The organism is Bacillus cereus group sp. MYBK79-1 (genome assembly GCF_051915365.1).
GTDB lineage: Bacteria > Bacillota > Bacilli > Bacillales > Bacillaceae_G > Bacillus_A.
The window spans coordinates 160,995-174,979 of record NZ_JBQAEO010000004.1; the positions used below are offsets into that span (position 1 = coordinate 160,995).

The following is a 13,985-nucleotide window of genomic DNA, read 5'->3' on the forward strand; positions in this document are numbered from 1 at the left end:
TCTCATTCTTCCTTCTTTGGTTTTCCTTCTGGATAAGGCGTATTTTCAAGTTGATCTCCAATCCACATCGTCCCATCTTCCCAAAATTCTTTTTTCCAAATTGGAACAATCCTCTTTATACGTTCAATTGCGTATTCATTCGCTTCATAAGCTACTTTACGATGCGGTGATGAAACGGCAATAACAACTGCAATATCCATTATTTCTAATCGACCTACACGGTGCGTAATTGCTACTTTCGCGTCCGGCCACTTTTCATTCATTTCTTCACCAATTCTCGTAAGTTGTTTTACTGCCATCGGTTTATAGGCTTCGTACTCTAGATGTAACGTTCGTTTTCCTTTTGTTAATTCTCTCACCGTACCAATAAATGTCGTAATCGCACCTGCTTCTCTTCTTGCGACTTTATTCGTTACTTCTTCAACTACAATTGGTATATCTACAATCTCAAATAGCGCTTGTCCCATTAGAACCACCTCTCACTTTATCCCGCTTTAACGGGCAGTAAGACCCCCACCTCAAAATTCAGCGAAAGCAAAGAAGTTAGGTGGGGGATCAACTGCCCATAAAAGTCCGATTGGTTCAACTAATAATCAGTGGGGATGAAGAAACCTCCCACTGATTAAAGTTTCACTTTATAAAATGCCCAAGGCCATTCACTACCTTCGTTATCTTCCAGCAAGAGAACATCTACGAACATATCTTTTTTATAACCTCTCGTACCACCTGGAAGTACAATAAATATATTTGTCTCTGCTAGAGAAGAAACCGAGCTAGATTTATCAAACCCTGACGGATAAGCGATTAACTGTCCTTCGTTATATGCCAGTTTTGCTCGCACAAACCTTGTAAATGGATTTGGTTTTAGAAAATCTTCTCCTAATAACGCTTTTTCTCTTTTTAAATGTGCTTTTTCACTAAACATATACGTCCGAATACAAGGTCTTACAAATAATTCAAACCCTACGTAACAAGCAGATGGATTTCCTGATAAACCAAATAATAACTTGCCATTTAATTGCGCTACAGTCGTAACACTCCCTGGTCGCATTGCAACTTTATTGAAAAGAACCGATGCACCTAACTTTTCGTAAATAGCTGGTAAATAATCATAATCTCCTACTGATACACCGCCTGTTGTAATGAGCATATCTACTTGGCTTAACGCTTCTTTTACAGCTGTAAAACATGTATTAAAATCATCGCTAAACTTCCCAAAATATTTTACTCTTCCGCCTGCTCTTCGAATTTGAGACAATATCATATACGTATTACTATTTCGGATTTTCCCTGGCTGTAAGGAATCATTTACATCCAGTAACTCACTACCGGTCGCTAACAACCCAATTACAGGCTTTCTCGCCACTGGCACCTCGCTATAGCCAAACGTAGCAAGAAGAGCTGAAATACCTGGATTAATGTATGACCCTTTCTTCGCAAGAACTGCTCCTTTATGAACATCTTCACCTTGAAAAGAAATATTGTCTCCCGTTTTGAATGATCGCTTCACTTCCATATAATTGTTTCCGTCATCCTCATATTGACGAGCTAGTTCTAACATGACAACTGCATCACACCCTTTCGGAATCTGTGCCCCTGTCATAATTCGAACTGCTTGAAACGGACCGATTTCTTCATGAAATATCGATCCTGCCCCAATCTCTCCAACTACCTCAAATGCAATTGGTTTTTCATAGCTCGCTAAAGTAGTATCCTCTGCTCTAATAGCAAACCCGTCATACGGTGAACGATTGAATGAAGGTACATCATGATCAGCTACTAAATCTTCTGCTAATATACGTCCGTAAGCTAATTCAATAGGTAGCAGCTCCTTTAATCCCTTATTAGCAAATCCCATTACTTTACGAACAGCTTCTTCCACCGTAATTGGTACTCTTCTTTCCATTATTGACAACCCTCTCTATTAACCGAATACGCGATAATATAGTTGCTTCGCTTTCGAAATATCATTTGTACCATGAATGAAAACACGACCATCTTGAAAAATAACAACGCGGTAATCGTCTAGATGGCAAGATAGTAAATATGGGTTTCGATCTACTTTCCCAAGTTTTTTTAATACTGTTTCTATATCATCAAAATTGTACTGTCTATTTTCTACTGGTCTAATTTGAACTGTATTTCTTCCGCACAAAACAGCTACCTTCGTTTGATTCTCGTATGATAAATAAGGATAAGTTCGATTCAAACCGCAAGAAGGGCAATCGTCTGTTTTGATTTTCCCTAGTTTTATAATATGGTTTTGGTTACTCCATATATCAAACATGAAAAACGTTTTTCTAATTGCTGAAAAATCTTCTACTAAAATTTTGAATGCTTCTGCCACTTGATATGCTGCGACAATTTGAACAGTCGGACTAATAATTCCAGCGGTATCACACGTCACACCTGTAACAGGAACATTCTTCAGTACACAATGTAAACACGGTGTCTCTTGCGGAATAATTGTATAACTCATACCGTATGAGCCAACGCAAGAACCATATACCCACGGAATATTATGTTTTTGTGATAAATCATTTATTATAAATCGGATATCAAAATTATCTGTTGCATCAATTATTACATCTACATTTTTTAATAGACTTTCCATATTTTCTGCAACTGCATCCATTACGAAAGCATGTATTTGTACTTCCGAATTAAGTTGTTCCAACCGATTTTTTGCAGCAATTGCTTTCGGCATTTTGCCTCTCACATCTACTTCAGAATATAGTTGTTGCCTTTGTAAATTACTCCATTCTACGTAATCACGATCAATAATTGTCAACTTCCCAATACCTGCACGTACGAAACTTTCGGCACTTGCACTTCCTAATGCCCCTGCGCCTACAATTAACACATGTTTATTCCGAATTTTTTCTTGTCCTTTACTACCAATTGGTTTGAACAACTGTTGTCGTGAATACCGCTCAGCCATTACATACCCTTCCTCTCAAGAACTCTTTTTCATATTAGAATGTTGTTTTTGATAACAAGCAAAATATGCAAATCCAACAAACCCAGCTCCTCCAATTACATTTCCGATAAAAACAGGAACAAAGTTCTTAGCAAGGTCCATCCACGTTAGATGACCTGCAAAAATAACTGCTGAAATTACGAACATATTTGCTACTACTTGTTGAAATCCGATCACTACAAATGCCATAATTGGAATCCAAATTCCGATTATCTTTCCGACAAAATCGCTCGTCCCATAAGCGAGCCAAAGCGCAAGGCAAACAAGCCAATTACAACCAATTGCTAAAATTAAAGTTCTCCCAAATGATTCATGTAACTTTCCTTCTGCTATCGCTACCGTTTTATTTAAATAATCCCCCTCTGTTAATCCCCCAATATGACCAAAGCAATATGCAACAAAAATAGCTCCAATAAAATTCATAAGCGTAATCCAAACCCAGTTATGGAGTACACTTATCAATGTAATTTTCTTTGCATAAAGTGCCATAGACATTGACATCATATTTCCGGTAATTAATTCTCCTCCTGCTAATACTACGAGCATGAGTCCAATAGGAAAAACAGCGCCTCCTAAAATATTCACTAAACTCCCCCAGCGATCAGGTAAATTACCTAAAACTCGAATGTTAAGTAAAAATCCTAATGAAATAAATGCGCCTCCTAAAAAACCGAGAATAAGCATTGCTGGCAAGGTCTGACTTACTTTTTGAACACCGGCCTCAATTACGAGTTCAGCAATTTGTTCCGGTTTATGAAATGACATTACCAATTCCTCCATTTTCTCCAAATAAAAAAGCAGCTTCAAAAAATCTCCTCAAAATAAAGGTTTTTGAATGCTGCTTAACCTCTCTGCACATCTTTTACAGAGATATCAATCATCACTTTTACTATAAAATAGAAAATCTACAAACGTTGCACATTTTCCATTTTGTATATGTTTTACCATAACGTCACTTTTAAATATCAACCACCAATATGTGACATTTCTATTTTAGGCACTCTTTTTTTACTTGTATTACTTAAGCGTTCATCCGAATAGCGATCTTCTCGGTTATTCCATATATCGCGTACTACATCTGTTATTTCCTCGTCAGTGTATTCAGATCGAAGCAGTTCTCTCAAATCATTTCCTTTAGAAGCGAACAAACAAGTATATAATTTTCCTTCTGCAGAAATGCGGGCTCTCGTACATGATGAACAGAAAGAATCTGTGACAGATGAAATAATTCCTATTTCTTCATCACTTCCAACGTAACGATAACGAGTAGCTACCTCACCAGTATAATTCGCTTCTATCCGTTCTAATGGCATAACTTGATGAATCGCATCTACTATTTCTTGTTTCGAGACGACCTCTTTTAACTCCCAACCGTTATAATTTCCAACGTCCATATACTCAATAAAACGAAGAATATGTTTATTTTCTTTAAAATATTGTGCCATTTGCAAAACATCTTGTTCATTTTTCCCCTTTTGCACGACCATGTTTATTTTAATTTTCATACCAACTTCAGCTGCAGCCTGTATTCCTTCCAGAACCCTTTGCACTTTGCTCCTATTACCATTCAAATAGAAAAACCGCTCTTCTTCTAAGGAATCTAAACTAACTGTCACACGTGATAAACCCGCCTTATATAAATCAGGTGCAAATTTTTTAAGTAACGATCCATTTGTCGTTAAACCGATATCCTCTACACCGTCTATTTTATTAAGCCGCTCAATAAGCTCTGGAAGCCCTTTTCGAAGTAGCGGTTCCCCACCTGTAATTCGTAACTTTCTCACACCTAAAGAAACGAAAATACGAGTTATCCTTTCAATTTCATCAAAAGATAAAATTTTATCATTAGACAAAAACGAGTAATCAGGACCAAATATTTCTTCTGGCATACAATATCGACAGCGAAAATTACAGCGATCAGTGACTGAAATACGTAAATCCTTTAACGGACGTTGCAATTTGTCTAATGTAACTGATTTCATCTTCATTGCCTCACTTTTACTTATTTTATATTTAAAACACGTTCTGGATGCGTATATACATTTAAAGACTCATTACGAATAAAACCTATTGTAGTAATGCCCAGCTCTTCTGCTAGCTGCAAAGCCAACTCAGTTGGAGCTGATTTTGACAATATAATTTCACAACCAATTTTTGCAACTTTCAATAATATTTCCGAAGAAATACGACCACTAAATACAATGATTTTATCGCTCATAGAAATATTATTTTTTAAGCAATATCCGTAAATTTTATCTAGCGCATTATGTCTACCAATATCCATTCGGCTTAAAATAATACCATTCACATCGCACAAAGATGCATTATGAACTCCACCTGTATGACGAAACGTCTCCGCAGATTGCTGCATTTCTTCCATCAATCGAAAACAATCTTCTACACCAACCTGTACATGGAAACCGTTCATTTTTTTTGCGCTTAGTGCATCGTTTGCAAAAACAAACCCTTGTCTACTCATACCACAGCATGAAGTAATATAACGTTTATTTTGCATTTGTTCGTAATACGGATTCACTTTTTTCGTTGTGACATGTACAAACCCTTCTTTCTCTTGTACCCATATGTCATCAATATCTTCATACTTCCGAATGATTCCTTCAGATGCTAAAAAGCCTATTACCATATCTTCTATATATTCTGGAGTACTAACCATTGTAACAAACTCCTGTCCGTTCATTTTAATCGTGACTGGAAACTCTGTTACAATGCTGTCCTCTATATGTTTAAACGCCCCTTGTTCATAACGAAAGATTTCTCTTTCTACCTGTATCGGTTTCACGATCAGTATCCTTCTCTCACGTTATATTTTTATCAAAAACGAATACCGAAACTGCAATATCTTCTTCCACTTTCATATCTGAAAACAAATTCACTAATTTCGCTCCAACAAGTTCCTCCAAATGTTCACGGGAATTTGCGGCATACACTTCTTGAATCATTTTCGTTCTAGCCATATGAACCATTTCCGCGCCGTCCATCGTACTTGAAATGAATTTTTCAGTAGGTGTTAAGTTTCCGTAAAGGGTCGCAATCGCCATATTTTCAGCAAAAACAGTATGAATTCGTTCTGGTCCTTTTCCGAAAAGTTCCTTTCTAAGTTTTCGTATCATATCATTAAATTCATGTACTTTTTTTGACATACAATTATACCTCCCAAAATCCTCATTTTACTTTATTATATATTTTACCAAAATGATCCTTTCGCCCAAACTATTTCACACCAACATTTGGGCGAAAAGATTCACCTCATGAAGATTATTCGTCTTTTAACCCTTTACCCATACCTTTTAAGAAATGAAGCCCAAACCCGATAGCACGGTTAATATCTGGATCTTTCAATACTTTCATAAGATCAAATACTCCTACTTTTTTATTACTCTCTAGATGTTCATTACCTTCTTCTAGTCCTACTAATAAACTACCTATAAGCTTTTTTGTAAGTTCCGGATCAAGTTCTGTTAAAGCACCCGCAGCACCCATCATATTATTAATTAAATTTGTAACAGGCTCACGAGTCACTTGGCCAAGAACAATCTTTGCGATTGGTTCTTTCGCCTTTAGCATAGAATTTGCGGCTTCTAGCATTCCGATGTCATTTAATTCACCGACAATATTAAACATTTGATTTAAAGCTCCTTCATTATTAGCTAGAAGCTCTTTTAAATCATCTAGTTTTTGCTGTTTTATTTCTTCCTCAGTTAATTCTTGTTTTTGAATCATTTTTATAGGTGCAGCCATATTTTTCTCCTCCTACTTATCCGTTAAATGCACATACCCTGGACGTGCCCACTTACGATTTACCTCAATACCAGCTTGAGGATGACGTTTTTTATTACGTGGGTTCGTTTTTGGCATCGGATTTTCGCCATCAACTTCTAGCACTTCCATACGCACTTTCGTCTGTTTATAAGCAGGTGTATTTGTACGCGTATCAACCGCAGGACCTGTTAAGAAATTAATCGCTGTTTCATTATCTGTAGAGTTCATCGGTAAATATAACTCATTCGCTTTTACACGGTCTGTTACAAGTGCACGTAATTTTAACGCTCCAAAAGGAGAGATAAGACGAACTAATGAACCAGTTTTCACTCCACGTTCTTTTGCAAGTGCTGGAGAAACTTCAACAAACACACCAGGTACTTTCGTTTGAATACCTGTTGATTTATTTGTCATATTCCCTTCATGGAAATGCTCAAGCATACGACCGTTATTAATGTGAAGATCGAACTCCGCTGGGAATTCAGCTGGACGTACCCAGTCAGCAATCGCAAAACGAGCTTTTTTATCTGGGAAGTTAAATCCATCTTGGAAAAGTAGTGGTGTATTCGTTCCATCAAAGCTTCCCCAATGGAAACTATTCCACCCTTCCAGTACTTCATAGTTTGCTTGTGAAAATAGTGGTGATAAACTTGCCATTTCAGCAAAAATTTCACTTGGATGGCTATAATTCCAGTTTGCACCTAATTTATTCGCAATCTCCTGCACAATCCACCAGTCTGGCTTCGCATCTCCAAGCGTAGGAAGAACTTGATACAATCTTTGTACACGGCGCTCTGTATTTGTGAACGTACCTTCTTTCTCAAGAGACGGTGCTGCTGGTAATACAACATCTGCATATTGAGCAGTTTTAGAAAGGAAAACATCTTGCACAACGAAGAAATCAAGGCTTGATAACACTTCGTGTACGTGGTTCGCGTTAGAGTCTACAAGAGCCATATCCTCTCCGACAAGATACATAGCTTTCATTTTCCCTTCGTCAATTGCGTGCAGCATTTCAATATTATTAAGACCCGGTTCACTATTAATTTTCACTCCGTAAGCCATTTCAAATTTCGCACGTTCCATATCATTAGTAACGTGTTGATATCCAGGAAGCCATCCTGGTAAAGTACCCATATCACAAGCACCTTGTACGTTATTATGACCTCGAAGCGGATATGCACCAGCACCTGGACGACGATAATTACCAGTTGCAAGAAGTAAGTTTGAAATCGCAGCGGAAGTATCAGATCCACCTGTATTTTGCGTTACTCCCATACCCCAAAGGATACATGTACCATCTGCATCACGAATCATTTCAGCCATTTGAATAAGTGTTTCTTTTGAAATACCAGTCATTCCCTCTGCATATTCAAGTGTATATTCTGTAAGACTTTCTTTGAAATCTTCAAAGAAGTTTACATTCTCATCAATAAATCGTTGATCGTGCCAACCTTGATCAATCATATATTTCGTAACAGCCATTAACCATACTTGATCTGTTCCTTGTTTTGGACTAACAAAGACGTCTGAACGCTCTGCCATTTCTGTTTTACGAAGATCAGCCACAATTAATTTTTGTCCGTGTAATTTATGTGCACGTTTAATTCGTGTAGCTAAAACAGGATGACCTTCTGTCGGATTACAACCTACAATAATAACAAGACCAGATTGTGCGATATCTTTAATCGTTCCAGCATCTCCGCCCATACCAATTGTTCGGAATAATCCGTCTGTCGCTGGTGATTGACAATAACGTGAGCAGTTATCAATATTATTCGTTTCAAATACTTGTCGGGCTAATTTTTGAATCACGTAATTGTCTTCATTCGTAATTTTAGATGAAGAAATAAAACCGATAGCATCTTTACCGTACTCTTCTTTAATCGATCCTAATTTACTTGCAATTACATTCAATGCTTCTTTCCATGTAGATTCAACAAACGCTCCATTTTTACGAATTAAAGGTTTCGTAATTCTTTCTTTAGAATTTACGAAATCCCAACCGAATTTTCCTTTTACACAAGTAGAAATTGCGTTAACTGGCGCATCAGAAGAAGGCTGTACTTTAAGGATTTTACGCCCTTTCGTCCACACTTCAAATGAACAACCTACACCACAAAATGTACATACTGTTTTCGTTTTCTTCGTACGAGTATCACGCATGGCCGCTTCCACTTCTGATACCGCAAAAATACCGCTATATCCAGGCTCAACCTCTTTAATTAAATCTACCATCGGTTCAAGAATATCTGGTTTTAATCCCGTCATAAATCCAGCTTCACCGAGCATCGTTTTCTCCATTAAAGCATTACAAGGACAAATGGTTACACATTGACCACAGCTCACGCATGAAGAGTCATTAATATTTACTCCTTCATCCCAAATAACTCGTGGACGTTCCGCTTCCCAGTCTATTGATAACGTTTCATTTACTTGTAAGTTTTGACATACCTCAACACATTGACCGCATGCAATACATTGATTAGGATCGTAGCGATAAAACGGATGCGTCATATCCACTTCACTTACATCTACTTTCGGTTCATACGGATATTTTTGATGTTCGATCTCCATTAATTCTGCTGTATTATGCAGTTTACAGTTCCCATTGTTGTTGTCACATACAGTACAGTATAATAAATGATTTTCTAGTAACCGATCCATCGCCTCTGTTTGTGCTTCTTTTGCACGAGTAGAATTACGTTCAATGTTCATACCTTCTGTCACTACTGCCGAACAAGAACGTATTAACTTTCCGTCAACTTCTACAATACAAGTGTCACATGTTTGAATAGGATCTACTTCTGGCACGTAACAAATTTGTGGATGTTCAATCCCGTTCTCATTAATAACACCCAATATCGTTGAACCAGGTTCCGCTGTATACTTTTTCCCGTCAATTGTAATATGAACCATGTTGTTATTCATGGTCTTTCCCCCTTTTTGAGAATAAAAAAACTCCACCACGAAAATATACGCACCACATTCCGGCACGTTATTATCATGGTGGAGTAGTTCATTAGCACATCTTGCTAAAATACCAATCCATTTATTCATATATATAGCGATAAATTCGTAACAGTTCATATCACGATTCCATCTTTAACACTATAATTATATCGTTAAACTTAAAAATATACAATATAAAATTTAAACTACGCATATGTCCGCATGGAACTATCCATAATAACCCATATAAAACATAACAAGGAGTAAGCGAACAAATGGGGTCTTTTAATAAATGGATACGTGGTGAAAAATCTTTTTCTGCACAAGAGCAAGCTGATCACATATTAAATAAAGCTATCTCTTCTTCTCTTCCGCTTAATCTTAAACACTTGTCCAAATTGTTTAGTGGTATTCCAGAATTAATTACACGCACTTTTCCGTTACAAAACGGAAAAGAAGCCGCTCTTATATATATGGAAGGACTTGTAGATAAAACTGTTATTAACATTGATATTCTTCGCCCACTCCTATTTAAACAGTGGAATGAGGACGATTTTTTGGAATCTTCCGTTACAATCGGAAATGTAAAAAAAGTTCAGCAGTGGTCAGACATCGAACAGTCCCTTTTACATGGTAAAAGCATTTTATTTATAAACGGACAACTTACAGCGTTAGAACTTGATACGCAAGCGGCACCAAAAAGAAGTATTGAAGAACCTACAACAGAAACTTCCATAAAAAGCTCACATGAAGGATTTAATGAAGTAGCGAGCGACAGCCTTGCACTTATTCGTCGATATATTCCAAATCGAGAATTGAAAGTGAAAGAATTCACTGTTGGTGAACGAGCTACTTCAAAGGTTTTTTTGCTGTACTTAGCAGACATTGCAAACGAAGATGTCGTACAAGAAATGGCATGCCGCATCGAATCAATCAAAGTGGATGCCATTCTTACTACCGGAGAATTGGAAGGATTTGTTGAAGATAATTCCTATACTCTCTTTCCGCAATTATCAATAACCGAACGCCCTGATACAACGGCCCATCACATTTTGGAGGGACGAATCGCTGTTGTTGTCGATCGCTCACCAGGCGTATTAATTGGACCTATGACCTTTTCATCTTTTTTTCAAACAATAGATGATTACAGCTTCAGGCCTATCATTCCATCTTTCATACGATTACTTCGTTTCACCGGATTATTTATTGCAATATTTGCTCCAGCTCTTTATATTGCTATGATTTCCTTTCATTATGAAGTAATTCCACTTAAATTATTGTTAACAATTGGAGAGTCTCGTGCAAAAATCCCTTTCCCACCTATATTAGAAGCACTTTTAATGGAATTGGTACTTGAAATGCTTCGCGAAGCTGCTGTTCGCCTTCCTGGTCCCGTCGGGCAAACAATTGGTGTCGTAGGAGGGATTGTCATTGGACAAGCTGCCGTTCAAGCAGGAATAGTAAGTAATGTTATGGTTATCGTCGTATCTATTACCGCCGTCGCTTCTTTTATCATCCCCAATTTGGAAATGTCAGCAGGAGTTCGGATTCTTCGCTTTCCAATGATGATAATGGCTTCTTTATTTGGAGTCATTGGCATTATGGTTGGGATGGCCGTTATCATCATCCATATTCTTTCTATGGAATCACTCGGTGTTCCTTACGGTAGTCCTTTTTCTCCGTCATTTGCTTCAGATTTAAAAGACATTCTTGTGCGTTTACCATGGAAACTAATGAAGAAACGACCACTCTCCCTTAACTTAAAACAAGAAAATCGTCAACCGGATATAGAAGAAAAGGAGGAAGATAAGTGACAAATCGTGCAAAGAGGGAGATTAGTTTATTTCAATATATTTTAACGATTAGTGGTGTTCAAGTGGGATTCGGTGTACTTACACTGCCACGTGAAGTGGCACAAGGGGCGAATACAGATGGATGGATGTCAATTATAATAGGGTGCGCTATTACTACTTTAGTCAGTCTATGCATTGTAAAAATCATGGAAAAACATCCCGGTTATAATTTACTTGATGTGCTCACTCGTTATCTTGGAAAGTGGCTAGGAAGAGTAGGAATGATTTTTTGGATTTTATATGCTGTTCTTGCAGCTGTTTCCTTAATTTTTTCCCTCTTATACGTTATTCACATTTGGATTTTGCCTAGATCTCCGATGTTTTTAATCATGATATTATTATCTATTCCAATGATTATGCTCGCATGTAAAGGTGTTCTTATTATTAGCCGCTATGCTGTTTTTACTGTCTTATTTACACTCTGGATGCCATTATTATTATTTATCCCACTTAAAGATGGGCATTGGGTTTATCTTCTTCCTCTCCTTAAAGAAGGATGGATACCAGTTTTCAACACCGTAAAATCAACTATTATTGCGTTTCTTGGATTTGAGTTTGCATTTGTCCTTTATCCTTATCTCTGTAATAAATCATCTGCCAAAAAAGGGATTGTTCTTGCGAATTTGATTACGCTATTTGTCTATCTTCAAGTCACGTTCGTCTCTTTTGTTTATTTTAGTCCGGATGGTATAACTAAGTTTTTATGGCCCACTCTTTCTCTCGTTACACCATTTCACTTTTCATTTTTGGAACGGTTTGAAATTATCTTTTTGTCATTTTATCTCTTCATTATTTTTGATTCTTGTATTCCCTATATTTTCACTGCTTCAGATGGAATCAATCAATTACTTAATAAAAAAGGGAGTTCATTGCCTGTTTGGTTTTTATTATTCGGGTGTGTTTTCGTTTTATTCTTTTATATCCCATCTTCGTATCAAATAAGTGCATTGCGAGAATTTTGGGGAACTGCAAGTTATTTTATCGTTTTTCTATTCCCAGTCGTATTTCTCTTATACATGACACTTTATCAGCATTGGAAAAGGAGAAAAATTTAAATGAGACGCTTTATTCATTTCACTACACTTTGCTTTCTCATCACCTTTTTAACAGGCTGTGGAGATCGGCTCGACTTAGAAAAACAATCAATTTCATTAATTTACGGTTTTGATGCAAAAGCAAAAGGAAAATTAATCGTGTACCACGTAAACCCTATTTTTAATGAAGATGTAGAAAAAAAGTTCGAAACTCATGAAGCAATAGTACATACACCTCGAGAAGCAAAAGCGACGTTTAATAGCTCAAGTAACGGATTAGTCTCTACAGAAAAATTACAGCTCATTTTATTTAGCACGAAGTTTTTAAAACAAGAAGGAGCTATGCCTTACCTTGATGTTTGGTATCGCGATCCTAAAAATACAGGAAATATGCGTATGGTTGCAGTTAACGGTCCAATTTCTTCAGTTATATATAATAATTTCAAAGATAAGCCTGCACTTCCTGAATATTTAACAGATTTAATTAATACGAACAAACTATACAATCGAACTGCGTTTACGACATTCCATGAATTCCATAGGCAAACTTTTAATAAAGGTATCACACCTGCTATCTCAGAAATAAAAAAAGGGAAAAAAGACGTGATTGTTACCGGCTCTGCACTATTAACTTCTCGCGGAATCTATAAAATGTCTTTAAATCGCTATGAAAGTGCCCTTCTTCTTATGTTGCAAAAGAAAGCGAATATACCCGTTTCACTTACACTGAAAATCCCTTCTCATTCAGTTGAAAGTAATAGTCATCGAAAAGATACAGAAGGTGACGATTTCGTAACAATAAATGTTCTTAGCATGAATCGTGACATTCACACAGGCTATAGCGGCAACCAATTCAAATTTAATATTGCAATGGATTTTAAAGTTTCCGTATCTGAACTTACATTCAACATGGATATAGATAAAGATAGAAAGAAATTAACTGCACTTATTACAAAACAACTAAAAAAAGATTTAAATGATTTAATCCACAAAATTCAAAAGCAGCAACTTGATCCATTCGGATTTGGTGATTATGCGAGAGCGTTTCAATATAAAGAATGGAAAACGGTCGAAGATGATTGGCCAAGTGCCTTTTCAAAAGCTAATGTGAAAGTAGCGCCTACTATAAAAATTTTAGAAAACGGGATTATTAAATAGCAAAAAACACGCTACTTGCTCTTATACGTTTAAAGAGTAAGTAGCGTGTTATCATTTTTATTTTGAAGCTTCTTATACAGTTACACTTCTGTTTCTGGCTCTTCGTTTTCCGCTTGTTCCAATCTTTGCTGCTCTGCAAGTTCTGCTGAAATCATTCCATAATAAATTTCTGGATACAATCCAAATATTTGATATACACTTCCTAAAAATGGCACCGGAATCCCTCTT

The 13,985-nt window shown here is 36.8% G+C and carries 13 protein-coding genes; 3 read left to right on the plus strand and 10 right to left on the minus strand.

Annotated features, from left to right (window positions below):
- Window positions 1–2: 2 nt before the first annotated feature.
- From moaE to fdhF, 9 genes are all read right to left on the minus strand, one after another.
- A complete protein-coding gene (gene moaE / locus ACTFOB_RS09555) occupies window positions 3–467 on the minus strand; it encodes a molybdopterin synthase catalytic subunit MoaE (protein WP_440025659.1) in 465 nt (154 codons plus the stop codon).
- Window positions 468–622: 155 nt separating this feature from the next.
- Window positions 623–1,906, minus strand: a complete 1,284-nt coding sequence (locus ACTFOB_RS09560; RefSeq protein ID WP_440025658.1) for a molybdopterin molybdotransferase MoeA — start codon at window positions 1,904–1,906, stop codon at window positions 623–625.
- An 18-nt stretch (window positions 1,907–1,924) separates the two neighbouring features.
- Window positions 1,925–2,941, minus strand: a complete 1,017-nt coding sequence (locus tag ACTFOB_RS09565) for a molybdopterin-synthase adenylyltransferase MoeB (protein WP_440025657.1) — start codon at window positions 2,939–2,941, stop codon at window positions 1,925–1,927.
- A 15-nt stretch (window positions 2,942–2,956) separates the two neighbouring features.
- Window positions 2,957–3,745: a formate/nitrite transporter family protein gene (locus tag ACTFOB_RS09570; RefSeq protein ID WP_440025656.1), complete on the minus strand. Its 789-nt coding sequence runs from the start codon at window positions 3,743–3,745 to the stop codon at window positions 2,957–2,959.
- Window positions 3,746–3,945: 200 nt separating this feature from the next.
- Window positions 3,946–4,962: a GTP 3',8-cyclase MoaA gene (gene moaA / locus ACTFOB_RS09575; protein ID WP_440025654.1), complete on the minus strand. Its 1,017-nt coding sequence runs from the start codon at window positions 4,960–4,962 to the stop codon at window positions 3,946–3,948.
- Window positions 4,963–4,982: 20 nt separating this feature from the next.
- Window positions 4,983–5,780, minus strand: a complete 798-nt coding sequence (gene fdhD / locus ACTFOB_RS09580; RefSeq protein ID WP_440025653.1) for a formate dehydrogenase accessory sulfurtransferase FdhD — start codon at window positions 5,778–5,780, stop codon at window positions 4,983–4,985.
- Between the two features lie 16 nt (window positions 5,781–5,796).
- The gene (locus ACTFOB_RS09585) at window positions 5,797–6,141 is read right to left on the minus strand and encodes a DUF2294 domain-containing protein (RefSeq protein ID WP_000039582.1); all 345 of its coding nucleotides are present in this window, start codon (window positions 6,139–6,141) and stop codon (window positions 5,797–5,799) included.
- Window positions 6,142–6,256: 115 nt separating this feature from the next.
- Window positions 6,257–6,739, minus strand: coding sequence for a DUF1641 domain-containing protein (locus ACTFOB_RS09590; RefSeq protein WP_440025652.1), 483 nt, complete (start codon window positions 6,737–6,739; stop codon window positions 6,257–6,259).
- A 12-nt stretch (window positions 6,740–6,751) separates the two neighbouring features.
- Complete coding sequence (gene fdhF, locus ACTFOB_RS09595; protein WP_440025650.1) at window positions 6,752–9,691, minus strand: formate dehydrogenase subunit alpha; 2,940 nt, start codon at window positions 9,689–9,691, stop codon at window positions 6,752–6,754.
- A gap of 296 nt (window positions 9,692–9,987) precedes the next feature.
- Between fdhF and ACTFOB_RS09600 the strand changes: the two genes are divergently transcribed.
- Genes ACTFOB_RS09600 through ACTFOB_RS09610 form a run of 3 tightly spaced genes read left to right on the plus strand, consistent with a single transcriptional unit; the run spans window position 9,988 to window position 13,757 of the window.
- Window positions 9,988–11,526 carry a spore germination protein gene (locus ACTFOB_RS09600; RefSeq protein ID WP_440025648.1) on the plus strand — a complete coding sequence of 513 codons (1,539 nt, stop codon included), beginning with the start codon at window positions 9,988–9,990 and terminating at the stop codon, window positions 11,524–11,526.
- Window positions 11,523–12,620 carry an endospore germination permease gene (locus ACTFOB_RS09605; protein WP_440025647.1) on the plus strand — a complete coding sequence of 366 codons (1,098 nt, stop codon included), beginning with the start codon at window positions 11,523–11,525 and terminating at the stop codon, window positions 12,618–12,620. The genes ACTFOB_RS09600 and ACTFOB_RS09605 overlap by 4 nt, the downstream gene beginning before the upstream one ends.
- Window positions 12,621–13,757, plus strand: coding sequence for a Ger(x)C family spore germination protein (locus ACTFOB_RS09610; protein ID WP_440025645.1), 1,137 nt, complete (start codon window positions 12,621–12,623; stop codon window positions 13,755–13,757).
- 80 nt (window positions 13,758–13,837) lie between these two features.
- Here ACTFOB_RS09610 and ACTFOB_RS09615 read toward each other — a convergent pair whose 3' ends face one another.
- Complete coding sequence (locus tag ACTFOB_RS09615) at window positions 13,838–13,972, minus strand: hypothetical protein (RefSeq protein WP_001116179.1); 135 nt, start codon at window positions 13,970–13,972, stop codon at window positions 13,838–13,840.
- Between the last annotated feature and the right edge of the window lie 13 nt (window positions 13,973–13,985).